Genomic DNA, 19,613 nt, shown 5'->3' with positions numbered 1-19,613 from the left:
TTGAACATTTGTTGTACTAAAAACCACCAATGAATGATAAAACACACTTAATTGTATGTTGAGTAGTCGATTTTCATAGGCTTTCAGCGTATAAATGGATCTTTACTCTGCTCGGCAATGAGGCTGACAGAGCGTAGTTAACAATATTTGAGAGATTGGGAATTTCATTATGCGTACCCATTACTGTGGTCACCTGAACAAGTCCCTTGCAGGACAAACTGTAGAACTTTGCGGCTGGGTTAACCGTCGTCGTGATTTAGGCGGTCTTATTTTTATCGATATGCGAGATCGCGAAGGTATCGTTCAGGTAGTTGTTGATCCAGATATGGCAGATGCGTATGAAGTGGCTAACACACTTCGTAATGAATTCTGTATCAAGCTAACTGGTGAAGTTCGCGTTCGTCCAGAAAGCCAAATAAACAAAGACATGGCAACAGGTGAAGTTGAGATCCTTGCAACAGGTCTTGAAATCATCAACCGCAGCGACGTTCTGCCTCTAGACTTCAACCAAAAGAACTCTGAAGAGCAACGTCTGAAGTACCGTTACCTAGATCTACGTCGTCCAGAAATGAGCGACCGCATCAAGCTACGAGCTAAAGCGTCTAGCTTTGTTCGTCGTTTCCTAGATGACAACGGCTTCCTAGATATCGAAACACCAGTACTAACAAAAGCGACACCAGAAGGCGCTCGTGACTACCTAGTACCTAGCCGTGTTCACAAAGGCAGCTTCTACGCGCTTCCTCAGTCTCCACAGCTATTCAAACAGCTTCTAATGATGTCTGGTTTTGACCGTTACTACCAAATCGTTAAGTGTTTCCGTGATGAAGACTTGCGTGCTGACCGTCAACCAGAATTCACTCAGATCGATATCGAAACGTCATTCATGACGGCTGATCAAGTTCGTGCAACGACTGAGAAAATGGTTCGTGAAATGTGGCAAGAGCTACTGAACGTTGATCTAGGTGAATTCCCAGTAATGCCGTTCAGCGAAGCGATTCGTCGTTTCGGTTCTGACAAGCCAGACCTACGTAACCCACTAGAGCTAGTAGATGTTGCTGACCTAGTAAAAGACGTTGAGTTCAAAGTATTCTCTGGTCCAGCAAACGACGAGAAAGGTCGCGTTGCAGTTATCCGTGTTCCAGGTGGTGCTGAGCTTACTCGTAAGCAAATCGACGGCTACGCAGAATTCGTAGGTATCTACGGTGCGAAAGGTCTAGCATGGATGAAGGTTAACGACCGTGCAGCAGGCATGGAAGGTATCCAATCTCCTGTAGCTAAATTCCTAAACGAAGACGTGATCAACGGTATCCTAGATCGCACTCAAGCGGAATCTGGCGACATCATCCTATTTGGCGCAGACAAAGCTAGCATCGTTGCTGAAGCACTAGGTGCACTTCGTCTTAAGCTTGGTAAAGACCTAGGTCTAACTAAAGAAGACACTTGGGCTCCGCTATGGGTTGTTGACTTCCCAATGTTCGAAGAAGACGACGAAGGTAACCTACACGCGATGCACCACCCATTCACATCACCTCTAGGTGTGACTGCGGAAGAGCTAAAAGCGAACCCGGCAGTAGCGAACTCAAACGCATACGACATGGTTCTAAACGGCTACGAAGTAGGCGGTGGTTCTGTACGTATCCACAACGCAGAAATGCAAGCAGCGGTATTCGATATCCTAGGTATCGATGCAGAAGAGCAACAACTGAAATTCGGCTTCCTACTGGACGCGCTAAAATTCGGTACGCCTCCACACGCAGGTCTTGCATTCGGTCTAGACCGTTTAGTGATGCTGCTATGTGGTACAGAGAACATCCGTGACGTTATCGCGTTCCCTAAAACAACTGCGGCGGCGTGTCTACTAACAGACGCTCCAAGCCTTGCAAACCCAGCGGCTCTAGAAGAGCTAGCGATTGCAGTGACAGTTGCGAAAGAAAAAGACGCAGAATAAGCGCACAACAATTAAAGAAAAAACTCCCGCACCTGCGGGAGTTTTTGTTTTAATGGCATATATTCTAATAAATTTAGTGAGTTATTGATTAGGACTCTTCATGTCAATTATTTTGGGTATTGACCCAGGCTCTCGTATTACCGGTTATGGCGTGATTCGCCAGCAAGGTCGTCATTTGCAATATCTAGGCAGCGGCTGTATTCGCACTTCTGAAAAAGAGTTGCCAGGTCGTCTCAAGCAAATCTACGCAGGCGTGACGGAAATCATCACCCAGTTTCAACCAGATGTATTTGCTATCGAACAAGTGTTTATGGCGAAGAACGCTGATTCTGCATTAAAGCTAGGGCAGGCGCGTGGTAGTGCAATTGTGGCGGCTGTGAATGCGGATCTTCCGGTGCATGAGTACGCGGCTCGTCTCATTAAACAAGCGGTAACAGGCACAGGTGGTGCAGACAAAGTTCAGGTTCAACATATGGTTCAACACATGCTTAAATTGCCAGCTAAGCCTCAAGCCGATGCTGCCGATGCGTTGGGTGTTGCTATTTGTCACGCTAACACCAATAAGACGCTGGTGGCGCTCGCAGGCAAAGCAACCAGTGCAAGAAAAGGTCGTTACCGTTAGGCGTGTTCTCGTATTAAAAATGAGACATCTCAGACAGATTTAAGGATTAAATTTGTTGAGAAAATGTTACAAAACTATAGTGGTCAGAGGTCTAATAAGAAATCAATCAAGGAAGATTGAACATGAATCCAGCCACGCTGTGGCGCAGTGCATTTATGCCGCGCCAAACTCAATGGACAAGAACACAACAACGTCAAGCAGACATCCTCTCTCTATTTACCTTCATCGCTTTTCTCGTCGGGATCTACAGCCTGAGCAAATGGTCCAAACATGGACATGAAAGCTTAATTTTTACTTCAGTACTGTTAATCGCACTCGAACTGATATCCGCCTTTAGCCTGAGATGGCTCAAACAACCAGCATTGTCGCTCAATCTGGGGTTTGTAGGCATGTCCGTGCATGCACTCAACATTATTTATCAAAGTGGTGGCGTGGTCGATTCAACCCAAACTTATTGGGTACCTTTATTGGTCGTCGCTTTCTTCTTATCTGGCACTCGCATCATGGCAATCTCATGGAGCGCATTAGTAATAGTGCTTTCTGCGGTAATGACGTATCAGCATGTATCTGGTTTTGGTTTTCCCCAACTCGTGTTGTCAGAATCTGCGCAGCGTTTGGAGATATGGTCAGGTACCGTGTTACCGCTGGTGGTGATTTGTATTGCGCAAGCCTTTACCGCCAAGCAGCGAGACATCGCGATTGAAAATGCAGAGAAAGCTAAAGCAGAAAGTGAGTTGGTGGCACAAAAGGCGACAGAAGGGGAGCTACGTTTAGCAGAGGTGCTAGAACAGGCGAATCAAAACTCAAGTGAGTTGAAACAAGTCTCCCAAGTACTCGATGAACAATCATCGCAATTGGATGCTCAAGTGAACGCCCTTAATGTAAACAGTGAATCCCAAGCCAGTGCAGCCGAGCAAATGAGTCAGCAAGTGCATCACATGACGACTGGGATTGAAGAGTCCAGCAAGTTTGTCGAAGAGCTGCGTGAGAAGAGTGAGGGCGTTCATCAACAAGCTGAGAAAAGCTCGGAATTATTGGAGGACTCTACCCAAGCTATCAGCCAGATCATTACCAGCCATGAAGACATCATGAAAGTGGCGGACTTGATTACGTCGGTTGCGGAACAAACCAACTTGCTCGCTCTGAATGCCGCTATTGAAGCGGCGAGAGCGGGTGAGCAGGGCAGAGGTTTTGCGGTCGTTGCGGACCAAGTGCGAGAGCTTTCAGCTAAGAGCAGTCAGTCGGCGGTGGAAATTCGGAACTTGCTTGATCGCAGTGAGCAAGAAGTGAAGCATGGTCAAAGCGTTGTGACGTCGAGTACAGAGCGAATGAACACCATTATTCAGCAAGTCACCACCTTCTCTCATGATGTGCAGAGTCTGTCTGGCATCATGGCAACGCAAATGACGGCATTAAAAGAGTTAGATGAAGCGAGCAGTGAAGTTGCTAACGGCGTAGTGAACACCAAAACCATTGCCGAAACTGTCGCGCAATACGGCAACGAGCTGAACGGGCAAGTGGTCGCGGTGCGCAATCTGACCCAACAGCTTGATCAAGTTGTCTCAAAAATCTAACCCCACCGAATAAAGGACTGGATGTCTATCCAGTTCTTTATTATCCTGTCGCAAATTCATTTCCAAAGAGTATTTATAGTGATTGGACGTCTTCGCGGCACTCTGCTTGAAAAGCAACCACCTGAAGTTTTAATTGAAGTTAATGGCATTGGTTATGAAGTTCAGATGCCAATGAGCTGTTTCTACGAACTGCCAAATGTCGGCGAAGAAGCCATTATTTATACTCACTTTGTTGTGCGTGAAGACGCGCAATTGCTTTACGGTTTCAACACAGTAAAAGAACGTGCGCTTTTCCGTGAAGTGATCAAAGCGAACGGCGTTGGTCCTAAGCTAGGTCTAGGTATCCTTTCTGGCATGACAGCGAGCCAATTTGTTTCTTGCGTTGAGCGTGAAGACATTTCAACCCTTGTGAAGCTACCGGGTGTAGGTAAGAAGACGGCTGAACGCCTAGTCGTTGAAATGAAAGACCGTCTGAAAGGTTGGGGTGCTGGCGATCTATTTACGCCGTTTACCGATGCTGCTCCTGCGGATTCTGGTTCGACATCTAGCAACGCTGAAGAAGAGGCAATCAGCGCGCTTCTAGCGCTAGGTTACAAGCCGACTCAAGCGTCGAAAGTGGTTTCTCAGATCGCTAAACCGGATATGACCAGTGAGCAACTGATCCGTGAAGCACTAAAATCAATGGTGTAACGGAAAGCCCAAGGGAACAATATGATTGAAGCCGATCGTTTAATCGCGCCAGAGAATCCTTCGTTTCGTGATGAAGATGTCATCGACCGTGCGATTCGTCCTAAGAAACTGGCAGATTACCAAGGTCAGGATCACGTGCGTGATCAGATGGAGATTTTCATCAAAGCCGCTCAATTGCGAAATGAAGCGCTCGACCACCTTTTGATATTTGGTCCTCCAGGCTTGGGTAAAACCACGCTTGCGAACATCGTTGCCAATGAGATGGAAGTGAACATTCGCACCACTTCAGGCCCAGTGCTGGAGAAAGCAGGGGACTTGGCGGCGCTGCTGACTAACTTAGAAGAAAACGATGTGCTGTTCATTGACGAGATTCACCGCTTAAGCCCAATGGTTGAAGAGGTGTTGTATCCAGCGATGGAAGACTACCAATTGGACATCATGATTGGTGAAGGCCCAGCAGCTCGCTCTATCAAGATTGACCTGCCTCCTTTTACTCTGATCGGTGCAACAACGCGTGCAGGTTCTTTGACTTCACCACTTCGTGACCGTTTCGGTATTACGCAGCGCCTTGAATACTACAAAGTGAAAGACCTACAAGACATCGTTCAGCGCAGTGCAGATTGCTTGGGCTTGTCGATGGAAGCGGAAGGCGCATTAGAAGTTGCTCGCCGTGCCCGTGGTACGCCGCGTATTGCTAACCGACTGCTACGCCGTGTTCGTGACTATGCCGAAGTAAAGGGTAATGGACACATCTGCGCAGAAGTGGCAGACAAAGCGCTGAATATGCTCGATGTCGACGCTAAAGGTTTTGATTACATGGACCGTAAACTGCTTCTTGCGATTATGGAGAAGTTTGGTGGTGGTCCGGTAGGGTTAGACAACATGGCAGCGGCGATTGGTGAAGAGAAAGACACTATAGAAGACGTCCTTGAGCCATATCTTATCCAACAAGGCTATTTACAGCGCACGCCTCGTGGTAGAATTGCCACTGATCGCGCTTATTTGCATTTCGGAATTGAAAAGTAAGATTCCACCGCTGAGCGCTCGGCGCTCAGCGTTTTCCCAATGTTGACCAACCTCTCATTTATTTAATTTGCTCTAATACTAAATAGGTAAGAAAAACTTATAGATTGTTAACTCTATGTTCCTGCCTAACTGATTATTTTCTCTCCTGATTACTCTCTCTTAACATACTCTTCCAATATCGATTGATCTGGATCAATGTGATGGATTTTTGTTCAAATTCAGCGCATAAACATTGATATGCATCAAAGCGGTTTCCCGCCATAAACCTTTTGAAACAAACTGTTTTTAGCAGTAATATTAGGCCCAGCTATATTAGCTGATGCTTAACAATTAACTAACCAATGAAGCACATTTTTGCAACAAAGAGTTGTGATAATTCAACATTTTTCAAGTGTAAATAACACTTGTGTATGGATTGCAATATGTAGAGAGTGTCATTCAGCCGACACATAGGAGTTACCATGATTGACGTAGTTGATCTGTCGCGGTTGCAGTTTGCACTGACAGCGATGTATCACTTCCTATTCGTACCATTGACCCTTGGTATGGCCTTCCTTTTGGCCATTATGGAATCGATGTACGTAATGACGAACAAGCAAATCTACAAGGACATGACCAAGTTCTGGGGTAAGCTGTTCGGTATTAACTTTGCACTTGGTGTGGCTACCGGCCTTACCATGGAGTTCCAGTTTGGTACGAACTGGTCTTACTACTCCCACTATGTAGGTGACATCTTCGGTGCACCACTGGCGATCGAAGCACTGGTTGCTTTCTTCCTGGAGTCAACTTTTGTTGGTCTATTCTTCTTCGGGTGGGATCGTCTATCAAAACGTCAACACTTAGCGGTAACCTGGTTGGTTGCTCTGGGTTCTAACTTCTCTGCACTTTGGATTCTTATCGCGAACGGCTGGATGCAAAACCCAGTTGGCGCAGAATTCAACTTCGAAACCATGCGTATGGAAATGGTGAGCTTTGCAGACGTTGTACTTAACCCTGTAGCGCAAGTTAAATTTGTACACACAGTAGCATCTGGTTACACGTGTGGTGCAATGTTCGTTCTAGGCATCAGTTCTTACTACCTATTGAAAGGTCGTGATGTGGCGTTCGCTCGTCGTTCGTTTGCTATCGCAGCTTCTTTCGGTATGGCAGCAATCCTGTCTACAATCGTGCTAGGTGATGAATCTGGTTACGAGCTTGGTGAAGTTCAAAAAGTGAAGCTAGCAGCCGTAGAAGCTGAATGGCACACAGAACCAGCACCAGCGGCGTTCACACTGTTCGGTTTACCAAACCAAGAAACAATGAACACCGACTACGCAATTAAGATCCCTTACGTTATGGGTATCATCGCGACACGTTCATTTGACGAGCAAGTAACTGGTCTACACGATCTTCGTGAAGAGCACGTTGACCGTATCCGTACTGGTATGTACGCGTACGAATTGCTTGAAAAACTGCGTGCAGGCGACAAGTCTGAAGCAAACATGACTGCGTTTGACGAAGTGAAAGGTGACCTAGGTTACGGCCTACTTCTAAAACGTTACACAGACAACGTTGTTGATGCGACTGAAGACCAAATCCAAGCTGCTGCGGATGACTCAATCCCAACAGTATGGCCGCTATTCTGGTCGTTCCGTATCATGGTTGCGTGTGGCTTCATCATGCTATTCGTATTTGGTGCGTCATTCATCCAAACATGTCGTCAGAAGATCGAACAGAAACCTTGGATTCTTAAAGCTGCACTATTCAGCATTCCACTTCCATGGATTGCGATCGAAGCAGGTTGGTTCGTTGCTGAATACGGTCGTCAACCGTGGGCTGTAGGTGAAATCCTACCGGTACACGTTGCTGCATCAGCACTAACAGCAGGTGAAATCTGGACTTCACTATTTGCAATCCTAGCGCTATACACTGCATTCCTAATTGCAGAAGTATACCTAATGGTGAAATTCGCTCGTAAAGGTCCAAGCAGCCTGAAAACTGGTCGCTACCACTTCGAGCAAAACGCTGACTCTGTTGAAGACAAAGTTAGTCGCCAAGTAGAAGCGTAAGACAAGGAGACAACAAGATGTTTGATTACGAAATCTTGCGATTCATCTGGTGGGTACTGATCGGTGTTCTACTAGTTGGTTTTGCAATTACAGACGGTTTCGATATGGGTGTGGGCGCGCTTGTACCTATTATCGGTAAAAACGACACACAACGTCGTGTGATGATTAACTCGATCGCACCTCACTGGGATGGTAACCAAGTATGGCTTATCACTGCTGGTGGTGCATTGTTCGCAGCATGGCCTTTGGTTTACGCGACATCGTTCTCTGGTTTCTACCTAGCGATGATCCTAACCCTAGCGGCACTTTGGCTACGTCCAATTGGTCTTGATTACCGTTCAAAGATTGAAGATAAAAAATGGCGTAACACTTGGGATATCTGTATCTCAATCAGTGGCTTCGTTCCACCAATCATCTTTGGTGTAGCGTTTGGTAACCTTCTACAAGGTGTTCCATTCCAATTGAACGAATTCCTAATGCCAACGTACCACGGTTCATTCTTTGGTCTACTAAACCCATTTGCTCTGCTATGTGGTCTAGTAAGCTTGTTCATGATCCTGATGCAAGGTGCAACATGGCTTCAAATGAAGACAACTGGCGAAGTACATACTCGTGCTCGTAACGTAGCTCAGCTTACTGGTCTACTAACAGTGGTTGCATTTGTGCTTGCTGGTTTCTGGATCCAAAGCATCGAAGGCTACGTTATCGTAGGTGGCATCGACACTGCAGCGGCTTCTAACCCTCTTAACAAAGAGGTTATCCGTGAAGCAGGTGCGTGGATGAACAACTTCGAAGCTTACCCACTACTATGGGCTGCACCTGTACTGGGTGTTGCTATGCCGCTTCTAGCGGTATTGGCATCTCGCCTAGAGAAATGTGGTATCGCGTTCCTAACGTCAAGCCTTGGTAACGCTGGTGTTATCTTTACTGCTGGTATCGCAATGTTCCCATTCGTAATGCCTTCAGACCTAATGCCAAGCCAAAGTCTGACAATGTGGGATGCAACTTCATCTGAACTGACTCTGAACCTAATGACAGGCGTAGCGTTTGTTATGGTTCCAATCATTCTTGCTTACACGTCTTGGACTTACTACAAGATGTTTGGCCGCTTGGATGATCAGTTCATCGAAGAAAACAAAAACTCACTATACTAAGGAGCTATTACTATGTGGTATTTCGCATGGATTCTAGGTGTACTACTTGCTTGTGCATTCGGTATCATCAACGCTCTTTGGTTAGAGCACTCAGAAATGATGGATAAAGACAGTGAGTAATCTCGCTGACAAGGTAGCGAAACTTCACGCACCTATGGACAAGACTCTCCTAAGAGTCTTGGCCTTAATCCTTGGCTTTATGCATGTAGGATTGGTGATGTGGGATCCGAACGCATACCATCGAGAAATTGGTGGCTTTAATGCGTTTATCGCACCAGCGCTGATTTGGGCAGTGTGCTCAAGCATGGTATATGGTGTGGGCTTCAAGCCAAGAAATTGGTACTGGCAGGTGCTGTTCAGTCCTTATTTCTCGCTCGCTATCTTAATTTATCTAACTGCACTGTATTTCATGTAAGCGTTACACTCTGAAATAAAGTCGGTTACTAAATCATCGAATAAAAGCCAGACGTATTGTCTGGCTTTTATTTTTTCTACAAATTTCAAAAATATTCCCTTACCTCAGTACCAATTACTGCCGCTTCAGTTATAGTAATTGCTTTAAAGAATTGAATATATTGGTACTCCCTTGCAAGGCACATCAAATCCCTTTCGCTGGCCGATCACTGTGTATTACGAAGACACAGATGCGGGTGGCGTTGTATATCACTCAAATTATTTAAAATTCTTTGAACGCGCGCGCACTGAGATGCTGCGTGCAAAAGGCGTTTCTCAACACGTGTTACTGGAACAAAACATTGGCTTTGTTGTCCGACACATGGATATCGATTTCAACCAAGGGGCAAGGCTGGACGAGCATTTGACCGTTCTAACCCGAGTGTCAGAAATAAAACGTGCTTCTTTGCAATTCTGTCAAGAGTTAGTCAATGATGAAGGCAGAACATTGTGCAAGGCAATGGTTAAGGTAGCATGTATCGATAATAAGAAAATGAAGCCAATTGCGATTCCATCATTTATCAATTCGGAGCTAACAAATAGTGACTGCTGATATTTCCATTTTAGATCTCTTTCTTCAGGCCAGTCTGTTGGTAAAGCTTGTGATGTTGACACTGCTCGGCATGTCAATCGCATCATGGGCTATGATCATTAAGCGCAGCAAAGTCTTATCTCAAGCATCAAAAGATGCGGAGTCATTCGAAGACAAATTCTGGTCGGGTACTGATCTTTCTCAGCTTTACCAGAAAGTGAAAGGTCGTAAAGACGACATCACAGGTACAGAAGAAATCTTCTACGCAGGTTTTACCGAGTTTGCTCGTCTACGTAAGAGCAACGCGAACTCGCCAGCTTACATCATGGAAGGCACAGGCCGTGCAATGCGCGTTGCTGTTGCTCGTGAAGTTGATGAACTGGAAACCAGCTTACCATTCCTTGCAACGGTCGGTTCTATCAGCCCATACATTGGTCTGTTTGGTACGGTTTGGGGCATCATGCATGCGTTCATCGCTTTAGGTGAAGTAAAGCAAGCAACGCTTTCAATGGTAGCGCCAGGTATCGCAGAAGCCCTGATTGCAACTGCAATGGGTCTATTTGCTGCAATTCCTGCAGTAATGGCATACAACCGTCTTAGCAACAAAGTAAGTAAGCTAGAGCACACTTACGCGACTTTCTCTGAAGAATTCCACAGCATCCTGCACCGTCAAGCGATGGCGGGTCGAGACAGCGCAAGTAAGGAATAGAGCATGGCGGGTTACCAACCTAAAAAGCGTAAAATGACTGCAGAGATCAACGTCGTACCATACATCGACGTGATGCTCGTTCTGCTGATCATTTTTATGGCGACCGCTCCATTTGTCACTCAAGGTGTGGATGTGGATCTTCCACAGACATCAACGGCTGAATCTATGCAAGACTTGGCTGGTGATACAGACAGCAGTTTCATCATCATTGAAATCGATCGTGACGGCAATTTAGGCTTAAGCGTGAATGACGAAGAGGTTCAACGCGGTCTATCACTACAAGACGTGATTGTGCGCGTGAAAGCCGAGCGTGAGATTAAGCCTGATTCACCTGTTGCGGTAGGTGGTGATGCAGCAACGCCATACGCCGACGTTGTACTTTTGCTTGACGAGTTAAGTCGTGCAGGCATCCCAAAAGTGGGTCTGATGACCGATATCAGGGAATAGACATCGAACATCTATGAAAGATAACAAGAAAAAATCCAAAGAGTACACCAAGCCGATAGCAATATCGGTTGGTTTGCACGCGCTATTAGTCGTGGCTCTACTTTGGGGGACGGACTTCACTATGTCGAAACCAGAGCCGACAGGGCAGATGGTTCAGGCTGTGGTGATTGATCCAAAACTTGTTCAGAAACAAGCGAACGAGATTCGTCAGCAACGCGAAAAAGCCGCGAAGAAAGAGCAAGATCGTCTGGATAAATTGAGACGTGAAGCAGAGCAGCTTGAGAAAAATCGTAAAGCTGAAGAAGAACAGATCCGTAAGCTAAAAGAGCAGCAGGCGAAAGATGCCAAAGCCGCTCGAGAAGCCGAAGCTGCTCGCAAGAAGAAAGAACAAGAACGCAAAGTTGAGGAAGAGCGTGTTCGCAAAGAGAAAGCGCGAGCAGCGAAAGCCGAACAAGAGCGTAAAGCCAAAGAAGAAGCGGCCGCAAAAGCGGAACAAGAACGCGTAGCGCGAGAGAAAGCAGCGAAAGAAGCTGAAGAAAAAGCGAAACGTGAACGTGAAGCCGCTGCTAAAGCCGAGCAAGAACGCATCGCGAAAGAAAAGGCAGCTAAAGAGGCCGCAGAAAAGGCGCGCCAAGAGAAAGAACGTCTTGAGCGATTAGAGCGTGAGCGTAAAGAGCAAGAAGCTGCACTGGATGATATTTTTGCCGGCCTTGAGAGTGAGGCAAGCCAAAACAGTGCGGCTCGTAACCAATTCATTGACGATGAGCTTTCTCGTATGTCATCCATCTATACTCAGAACATTCAGCAAAGGCTGATTAAGGATGATTACTTGCTGGGAAAGGAGTGTAGGGTAAACATCAAACTGATCCCAACAGGGACAGACATGATGGTTGCTGGCGTGACGATATTAGACGGCGACGCCCGAGTATGTGCGGCTGCGAAGAGTGCGATTGCACAGGTAGGGACTTTCCCTAAATCGTCAGAAGAAGCGGTCAACGAAAAATTGAAAGACATCAACTTAACTGTTGCTTTGGACTAAAAGGAACTGAGACGTGATTAAACGCCTTTTACTAGGAATGTTTGTACTGCTTGGCAGTCTAACAAGTGTGGCTCACGCTGCATTAGAGCTAGTCATTACCGATGGTATTGATTCAGCACGACCAATTGCTGTTGTTCCATTTAAATGGGAAGGCAGTGAACCTCTTCCAACTGACATCTCTGCTGTGATTGCTTCAGACTTGCAACGCAGTGGTAAGTTCAGCCCGGTACCGACCAGCAAGATGCCACAAACACCATTCAACGAATCAGAGGTGAACTTTGATGCGTGGACAGGTCTTGGGGTTGATGCGCTGCTTACTGGTTCAATCAAAAAGAACGAGCAGGGCAATTACGTTGTGAACTACCAATTGGTTGACGTTGTTCGCGGTCAATTGACTGGCGGCAATAGCAAAGCACTTGGTGGCGACGGCGAGCTGGTACTTTCTAAAGATCATGTTCTGTTCAACAAAGTGGCTACGGTTGAAGGCCCACGTATGCGTGAGTACGCGCACCGTATCTCCGACCTTGTTTACGAACAACTAACGGGTGAGCGTGGTGCGTTTATGACACGTATCGCTTACGTGGTGGTGAACGACAAAGACAACTTCCCTTACCAACTTCGCGTGGCGGATTATGATGGTTACAACGAGCGTCTAGTGCTTCAGTCTAAGCAACCGCTTATGTCTCCGGCATGGTCTCCAGATGGTCAGAAACTGGCTTACGTAAGTTTCCAGAATGGTCAGGCTGAGATCTTCATCATGAACATCTACACCGGTGAGCGTGAGAAGGTAACGTCATACCCTCGTCACAATGGTGCGCCAAGATTCTCGCCGGACGGCAGCCAGTTAGCCCTTGTGCTTTCTAAGACTGGTTCGCTTCAGGTTTACACTTTGGATCTAAAAACACGCAAATTGACACAAATTACGCGTGGCAGATCAAATAATACAGAACCATACTGGCACCCTGATGGCAAATCGCTGATTTTCACATCTGACAGGGGTGGTAAACCTCAGATTTATAAAGTAGATTTGGGCAGCGGTTCGACTAATCGCTTGACTTGGCAAGGCAGTCAAAACTTGGGTGGTCAAATCACTCCTGACGGCCGATTCCTAGTCATGGTGAATCGCAGTGATTCGGGTTTCAACTTGGCCAAACAAGATTTGGAAACAGGTGCTCTTCAGGTGCTAACAAAAACGTTGCTTGATGAGTCTCCGAGCATTGCCCCAAATGGTGGCATGGTTATCTATAGCTCGATTTACAACAAGAAAAACGTACTATCGATGGTGTCAATTGATGGTCGATTTAAAGCTAGATTACCGGCAACTAATGGGCGTGTAAGAGCTCCCGCGTGGTCACCGTTTTTGTAGTAAGAAAAATTGATTAATAAAGGAAAATAAGATGCAACTGAACAAGGTTCTAAAAGGGCTACTAATCGCGATTCCTGTGATGGCTATGACAGCATGTAGTTCAAGCGATGACGCTGCTTCTAACACGGGTGCTGAGACAAACACTGGTGCTGCAGAAACTACAGTCGTTACTCCGATCGATCCAAATAGCCAGCTAACAGAGCAAGAGCTAAAAGAGCAAGCGCTACGTGAAACTCAAACAATCTACTTCGCATTTGATAACTCAACAATTGCTGGTGATTACGAAGAGATGCTAGCGGCTCACGCTTCTTACCTAAGCAAGAACCCAGCTCTTAAAGTAACGATCGAAGGTCACGCTGATGAGCGCGGTACTCCTGAGTACAACATCGCTCTAGGTGAGCGTCGTGCAGAAGCAGTATCAAACTTCCTACAAGCACTAGGTGTTCAAGCTGATCAAATCTCTATCGTTAGCTACGGTGAAGAGAAGCCACTTCTTCTAGGTCAATCTGAAGATGTTTACGCTAAGAACCGTCGTGCGGTTCTAGTATACTAATTCGAGGTAAACCTCATGTTCAGTAACACTAAGCGCGCTGTTACGCTTACGTTACTGGCAAGTGCAGCGAACTTCGCGTTCGCTGCACCAGCTCCAGTATCAGATCTCAACAGCACATCATCAGTATCTACTCGATCTTCTTCCGAAAGCGACATCGAGCGTTTAGAGCGCTTGTTGCAAAACCGCAACCGCGTTCAGCTTCAAATGCAAGAGCAAGTTGACCAAATGGCACAAGAGATCAGTGATCTACGTGGTCAATTAGAGCGCAACAACTACGAGATGCAGCAAATGCTTAAGCGTCAACGCGAGTTGTTTGTGGAGCTTGATCGAGTGCGTGGCGAAATGAAAGCTGCACCTGTTAAAGAAACCAAACCTGCGGAAACTGGCGGTAAGTACACATCGAATGCCGATGAGCAAACGGCTTACCAAGACGCGGTGGATTTAATCCTTAAAAAACGCGACTACACTGGTGCGATTGCTGCATTCCAGCAGTTCCAAAAGGACTATCCTGATTCAACATATTCAGCGAACTCACATTACTGGCTAGGTCAGTTGTACTTCGCGAAGAAGCAGGACAAAGATGCAGTCAAGAGCTTTGCTGCCGTGGTTTCTTACAAAGATTCCAACAAGCGTGCAGATGCGTTGGTTAAACTAGGTGATATCGCTGAGCGTAACAACAATGATGCACAAGCGAAGAAATACTATCAGCAAGTGGTAGACGAGTACCCAGGCAGCGCCTCGGCGAAAGTTGCAAGCTCTAAGCTGAAGTAACGACACCTAAGCAATATCAAGATGATTAAAAAGGGAGCCTCGGTTCCCTTTTTCTTTGCATTGGCTTTACGACTTTAAAAGAAGAATGATTCATGCAACGAATGTTCATGAGCAACAATTAGAATTGTTACTTACAACAAAGATATACGGCTAGACTGCTATAAATTCCGGTTACGGGTTGGTTTTTGAAAATCAACAAGGTTACAATACTCGGATTAAAGGAAGTTGCGTAGAGCAAGAGCAATGAGCCACATATTAGATAAAATCGACACAGTTTACCCATTCCCACCAAAACCAATCCCATTAAGCCAAGAAGAAAAAGCCGATTACATCGAGCGAATCAAAAAGCTGCTTAAAGAAAAAGACGCGGTACTCATCGCCCACTACTATACCGATCCTGAGATCCAAGCTTTGGCTGAAGAGACCGGCGGTTTTGTTGGTGATTCGCTGGAAATGGCAAAATTTGGTAACCGTCATCCAGCAAGTACGCTGATCATTGGTGGTGTTCGCTTTATGGGGGAGTCTGCGAAGATCCTGACACCAGAAAAGCGCATTCTAATGCCAACGCTAGAAGCAGAATGTTCACTTGATCTTGGTTGTCCTGCGGACAAGTTCAGCGAGTTCTGTGATGCACACCCTGATCATACAGTAGTGGTTTACGCAAACACATCTGCAGCGGTAAAAGCGCGCGCTGATTGGGTAGTTACATCAAGCATCGCTCTAGAGATTGTAGAACACCTAGACGCAGAAGATAAGCCAATCATCTGGGGCCCTGACCGTCACTTAGGTTCTTACATCGCAAACAAAACTGGCGCAGACATGTTGTTATGGCAAGGTGAGTGTGTGGTTCACGATGAGTTCTCTGCAGATGCGCTACGCAAGATGAAGAGTGTCTACCCAGACGCGGCAATCTTAGTGCACCCAGAGTCTCCAGCGAGTGTGGTTGAACTAGCAGACGCGGTTGGTTCTACGAGTCAGCTAATTAAGGCAGCGAAAGAGCTTCCTCATCAACAAATGATCGTTGCGACTGACAAAGGCATCTTTTTCAAGATGCAACAGCTAGTGCCAGAGAAAGAATTGATTGAAGCACCAACGGCAGGCGCAGGCGCGACATGTCGCAGCTGTGCACACTGTCCTTGGATGGCGATGAACGGTCTTAAAGCGATTGAAAAAGCACTGAATGAAGGTGGTGCAGAGCACGAAATCTTCGTTGATGAAGCGCTACGTGTGAAATCACTTATTCCACTGAACCGCATGCTAGATTTTGCTGAGCAGTTGAACATGCAGGTGAAAGGTAACGCTTAGTCATTCCGTTATTTAGCCTGCGGCTTGTTAAGACAAATCTCAAAAACCAGCCGAATATGGCTGGTTTTTTTGTTTCTTACAATCAATAGGTTAGTATTTAGTTATAGCAATCAGAAAGGAATCGGACACTTATGGCTGTATGGCTAGTACTGAAAAAGTGGTTTAGTGCTCACCTTTTCAAATTGAGCAACCGAAACCTACTCGTCATTAGTGGCGCATACATTGCCATCTCATGGTCGTTGCTGACTCTCGCCGGAGAGCATGCTCTGACTGATAACTTCTCTAACTTCATTTACTACCTCATGGTGACTGCTTCAACGGTTGGTTATGGCGACTTATCACCCTCAAGTGATATGGGTAAGTGGATTGTGGTGTTGTTTATTATCCCAGGTGGTTTGAGTTTATTTGCAGCCATTTTGGGACGAGTGGCGGGCGGTGCTATTGATTATTGGCGAGCAGGCATACTAGGGAAACGGAGAGTAAGAGTGGAAAACCATATCGTATTACTGGGTTGGAATGGCGCACGTACCATGCATCTGATCCGTATGTTGCAACATGAAGAGCACGGCAAACGTCCAATCGTGTTGTGTAGCCGTTCAGACATTGAAAACCCATTACCGGGTGAGATTGGTTTTATCAAGGTGAACAGTTACACCGACGCGCAAGAGATGAAGAACGCCAATATCATCGGAGCCAACTGTATCATTGTTGATAATCTCACCGATGATATTACCCTCTCAGCCGCCTTGTATTGTGCCTCTGTGAATCCTGATGCACACTTGCTTGCCTATTTTAAAGATGATGCTTTGGGTCGCTTACTTAGCCAGCACTGTCCGAAAGCAGAGTGTATTCCTGCAGTCGGTGCTGAGATGCTTGCTAAAGCGGCAGTCGATCCGGGTTCCAGTGCGTTGCACCAAGAGTTACTCGCTTCAACACGTGGTATGACTCAGTACTCTGTGATTTACCCTGACGATCAACCAACCACGAATGTTGAAACGATCTTTGGTTTTATTAAGAAGCATCATCAAGCGACGTTGATCGCCTTCGATCTTGGCAGCGGTATTGAGCTAAACCCAGAACTCAGCGCTCAAGTGCCGCCAAACACCAAACTGTTTTATATTGCCGACGAGCGAATTGATGATTTCGCTTGGACAGACATGAACAAGGACAAATAATGCATATGATTGCCGACCTGTTGGCAGGTTTCCCTAACTTTCTTCTCTATTTTTCGGTGTCGATTATTTTCGTACTGGCGTTCAAATTCATCTACGTCAAACTGACTCCATACGATGAGTGGCATTTGATCAAAGAAGAAAAGAACACTGCCGCTGCCGTTGCATTAAGCGGTGCTTTTCTAGGCTACTGTCTTGCGATTGCAGGTGCTGCGACTAACTCAGTTAACATCGTCGATTTTATGGTGTGGGGCGTTGTAGCCATGCTCGCGCAGATCATCGCATTCGGTATTGTGCGCTTCATTCTTTTGCCAAAAGTCTCAGAGCGTATTGAGAACGATGAAGTACCGGCGGGCATTGTTCTGGCTGCAGTTTCGGTATCTGTCGGCGTGCTGAACGCGGCTTGTATGACGTATTAGGAGGAGCGATGAAACGCAGTTCTAACGTCAAACGTTCTTCAATGGACAAGAGCTTTAAAGTCGGACGAATCATTCCATTCGTCGCTTTTGGTGGTATCTTTTTTCTGGCAACGCATGAGTCGAAAACCGAAGGCTATATCTATGCCGATGCGGATGAATGTAAATCGGACGCGCCAGAATTCAGTGAGCAATGTGAAATCGCTTATCAAGAAGCTATGGCTAGAGCGGAAGAAAACGCACCGCGCTATAACAATGAGTTCGAATGTGAAGACGATTTCTATGAAGACGATTGTTATTACAGCTCACGCCATCGTTCTTACGTTCCGTTTGTGGGTGGTTACTTTTTCAGCCGTGCAGTGAGTGGTTTGAGTGGATACAACAAAAGCTATTACTCAGAGCCGATGTATCGCTACAAGTCGAAGTATTACAACGGTGCAGGGCAGTTCTACGGTTCTTACCGTAATCAATCCACCAAAGTCGCGACAAGCAACTTAAACAAGCGAGGCGGCGGTACGATTGGCCGAGCCATGTCCAGAGGCGGATTTGGTAAAGCGGTATCAGTGAGTCGTGGCGGTTAACAGCGATGTTTCGACGAGAAATACAAGAAAGAGAAAACTGGCGTGAATTGGCACGCCAGTTTGGTTTTGGCTTTCATTCAATGTATGACCAACCTTACTGGGATGAGAGTGCTTACTATCAGTTTTCCCTTTCGCAAATAGAACAAGATATTGAAGCGCCAACAGAGGAGCTTCATCAAATGTGCCTAGAAATCGTGGATCAAGTAGTAAAAAGTGAGCGATTACTGACTCAATGCGCCATTCCTGAAGTCATGTGGTCACAAGTTGCTTCTTCTTGGCAGCGAAGAGAACCTTCTCTCTATTCGAGAATGGATTTTGCGTACAACGGTTCCTCTCCTGCAAAGCTATTAGAAAACAACGCAGATACGCCAACTTCGCTGTTTGAGACTGGCTTTTGGCAGTGGGTGTGGCTAGAAGATACCGTCAACAAAGGCCGTATCCACCAAAGTGCAGATCAGTTTAATATTCTGCAAGATTTCCTTATTGAGCGCTTCGCTGACATTGCCAAACTGCAACCGGGACAAACGCTGCACTTTAGTTGTTGTAAATACACCGAAGAAGACAAAGGCACAGTGCAATATCTAGAAGATTGCGCTCGTGAAGCCGGGTTAGCAACCGCATTTGTTTTTGTTGAAGATATTGGTGTGACAGAAGACGGACAGTTTGTGGATGCTGATGACCGAGCGATTCGCTGGATGTTTAAACTCTACCCTTGGGAATTTATGTTCGAAGAGGAATACAGCAAGTATTTAGCAACATCCAGCGTTAACTGGTTAGAGCCGATGTGGAAGTCGATTCTGTCCAATAAAGCCTTGTTGCCGCTGCTTTGGGAGCGTTTTCCAAATCATCCTAATCTCCTGCCTGCGTATTTTGTCAACGATCCAAAAGCGAGCAGTCTGAAAGACTATGTCATCAAGCCACTGTTTTCTCGTGAAGGCGCAAACATAGAGATCGTTAAAAATGGGCAGCGTTTGGTGAAAACTCCTGGGCCGTACGAATCGAGTCCAAACATCGTTCAGCAATATCATCCGCTACCCAAATTTGGCCAAAGCCATACGCTCATTGGCAGTTGGCTCGTAAATGACAAAGCTGCAGGGATTTCGATTCGAGAAGACAGCAGTTTAGTGACTCAAGATATGGCGCGCTACATTCCTCACGTTATTCTTGATTGATCAAAAAAGCTCTCCGATGTGGAGAGCTTTTTTAT

At 46.2% G+C, this 19,613-nt stretch carries 21 protein-coding genes; all 21 read left to right on the top strand.

Features of this window, described 5'->3' with window-relative positions:
• The first annotated feature begins 169 nt into the window (after nt 1–169).
• The 21 genes from aspS (at nt 170) to KJB05_RS12215 (ending at nt 19,578) form a co-directional block, all read left to right on the top strand.
• Nucleotides 170–1,948: an aspartate--tRNA ligase gene (gene aspS / locus KJB05_RS12315; protein WP_208443943.1), complete on the top strand. Its 1,779-nt coding sequence runs from the start codon at nt 170–172 to the stop codon at nt 1,946–1,948.
• Between the two features lie 100 nt (nt 1,949–2,048).
• Entirely contained in the window at nt 2,049–2,570 is a 522-nt protein-coding gene (gene ruvC / locus KJB05_RS12310) for a crossover junction endodeoxyribonuclease RuvC (protein WP_005426231.1), read from the top strand.
• A gap of 122 nt (nt 2,571–2,692) precedes the next feature.
• The gene (locus KJB05_RS12305; RefSeq protein ID WP_208443944.1) at nt 2,693–4,144 is read left to right on the top strand and encodes a methyl-accepting chemotaxis protein; all 1,452 of its coding nucleotides are present in this window, start codon (nt 2,693–2,695) and stop codon (nt 4,142–4,144) included.
• A gap of 78 nt (nt 4,145–4,222) precedes the next feature.
• A complete protein-coding gene (ruvA, locus tag KJB05_RS12300; protein WP_005450335.1) occupies nt 4,223–4,834 on the top strand; it encodes a Holliday junction branch migration protein RuvA in 612 nt (203 codons plus the stop codon).
• 21 nt (nt 4,835–4,855) lie between these two features.
• Nucleotides 4,856–5,860, top strand: a complete 1,005-nt coding sequence (gene ruvB, locus KJB05_RS12295; protein ID WP_005441695.1) for a Holliday junction branch migration DNA helicase RuvB — start codon at nt 4,856–4,858, stop codon at nt 5,858–5,860.
• 461 nt (nt 5,861–6,321) lie between these two features.
• Nucleotides 6,322–7,908, top strand: coding sequence for a cytochrome ubiquinol oxidase subunit I (cydA, locus tag KJB05_RS12290; protein ID WP_005441697.1), 1,587 nt, complete (start codon nt 6,322–6,324; stop codon nt 7,906–7,908).
• A gap of 17 nt (nt 7,909–7,925) precedes the next feature.
• Nucleotides 7,926–9,062: a cytochrome d ubiquinol oxidase subunit II gene (gene cydB, locus KJB05_RS12285; RefSeq protein ID WP_039986504.1), complete on the top strand. Its 1,137-nt coding sequence runs from the start codon at nt 7,926–7,928 to the stop codon at nt 9,060–9,062.
• A gap of 12 nt (nt 9,063–9,074) precedes the next feature.
• On the top strand, nt 9,075–9,182 hold the full coding sequence (gene cydX, locus KJB05_RS12280; protein ID WP_000270284.1) for a cytochrome bd-I oxidase subunit CydX: 108 nt from the start codon (nt 9,075–9,077) through the stop codon (nt 9,180–9,182).
• A complete protein-coding gene (ybgE, locus tag KJB05_RS12275; RefSeq protein WP_017188312.1) occupies nt 9,175–9,477 on the top strand; it encodes a cyd operon protein YbgE in 303 nt (100 codons plus the stop codon). The genes cydX and ybgE overlap by 8 nt, the downstream gene beginning before the upstream one ends.
• 171 nt (nt 9,478–9,648) lie before the next feature.
• The gene (gene ybgC, locus KJB05_RS12270) at nt 9,649–10,068 is read left to right on the top strand and encodes a tol-pal system-associated acyl-CoA thioesterase (protein ID WP_005426200.1); all 420 of its coding nucleotides are present in this window, start codon (nt 9,649–9,651) and stop codon (nt 10,066–10,068) included.
• Complete coding sequence (gene tolQ, locus KJB05_RS12265; protein WP_005426224.1) at nt 10,058–10,756, top strand: protein TolQ; 699 nt, start codon at nt 10,058–10,060, stop codon at nt 10,754–10,756. Before ybgC ends, tolQ begins: the two co-directional genes overlap by 11 nt.
• 3 nt (nt 10,757–10,759) lie before the next feature.
• The gene (tolR, locus tag KJB05_RS12260; RefSeq protein WP_005441707.1) at nt 10,760–11,203 is read left to right on the top strand and encodes a protein TolR; all 444 of its coding nucleotides are present in this window, start codon (nt 10,760–10,762) and stop codon (nt 11,201–11,203) included.
• A 13-nt stretch (nt 11,204–11,216) separates the two neighbouring features.
• Nucleotides 11,217–12,242, top strand: coding sequence for a cell envelope integrity protein TolA (tolA, locus tag KJB05_RS12255; protein WP_132697689.1), 1,026 nt, complete (start codon nt 11,217–11,219; stop codon nt 12,240–12,242).
• 13 nt (nt 12,243–12,255) lie between these two features.
• A complete protein-coding gene (gene tolB / locus KJB05_RS12250) occupies nt 12,256–13,608 on the top strand; it encodes a Tol-Pal system beta propeller repeat protein TolB (RefSeq protein ID WP_005441711.1) in 1,353 nt (450 codons plus the stop codon).
• 31 nt (nt 13,609–13,639) lie between these two features.
• A complete protein-coding gene (gene pal, locus KJB05_RS12245; RefSeq protein ID WP_208443945.1) occupies nt 13,640–14,161 on the top strand; it encodes a peptidoglycan-associated lipoprotein Pal in 522 nt (173 codons plus the stop codon).
• Nucleotides 14,162–14,176: 15 nt separating this feature from the next.
• The gene (ybgF, locus tag KJB05_RS12240) at nt 14,177–14,932 is read left to right on the top strand and encodes a tol-pal system protein YbgF (RefSeq protein WP_020195628.1); all 756 of its coding nucleotides are present in this window, start codon (nt 14,177–14,179) and stop codon (nt 14,930–14,932) included.
• Nucleotides 14,933–15,175: 243 nt separating this feature from the next.
• The gene (nadA, locus tag KJB05_RS12235) at nt 15,176–16,237 is read left to right on the top strand and encodes a quinolinate synthase NadA (protein ID WP_005441719.1); all 1,062 of its coding nucleotides are present in this window, start codon (nt 15,176–15,178) and stop codon (nt 16,235–16,237) included.
• A gap of 131 nt (nt 16,238–16,368) precedes the next feature.
• Nucleotides 16,369–17,412 carry an ion channel gene (locus KJB05_RS12230; RefSeq protein WP_171370075.1) on the top strand — a complete coding sequence of 348 codons (1,044 nt, stop codon included), beginning with the start codon at nt 16,369–16,371 and terminating at the stop codon, nt 17,410–17,412.
• Nucleotides 17,412–17,828 (top strand): DUF350 domain-containing protein, encoded by a 417-nt coding sequence (locus KJB05_RS12225; protein ID WP_005441732.1) that lies wholly within the window; start codon nt 17,412–17,414, stop codon nt 17,826–17,828. Before KJB05_RS12230 ends, KJB05_RS12225 begins: the two co-directional genes overlap by 1 nt.
• 8 nt (nt 17,829–17,836) lie before the next feature.
• Nucleotides 17,837–18,406, top strand: coding sequence for a DUF1190 domain-containing protein (locus KJB05_RS12220; protein WP_009707073.1), 570 nt, complete (start codon nt 17,837–17,839; stop codon nt 18,404–18,406).
• Nucleotides 18,407–18,411: 5 nt separating this feature from the next.
• Entirely contained in the window at nt 18,412–19,578 is a 1,167-nt protein-coding gene (locus KJB05_RS12215) for a glutathionylspermidine synthase family protein (RefSeq protein WP_208443946.1), read from the top strand.
• The last annotated feature ends 35 nt before the right edge of the window (nt 19,579–19,613 follow it).

Source organism: Vibrio sp. B1ASS3, assembly GCF_905175355.1.
GTDB lineage: Bacteria > Pseudomonadota > Gammaproteobacteria > Enterobacterales > Vibrionaceae > Vibrio > Vibrio owensii.
The sequence above is the reverse complement of the archived record's forward strand: the minus strand, read 5'-3'. Positions and strand labels throughout refer to the sequence as shown.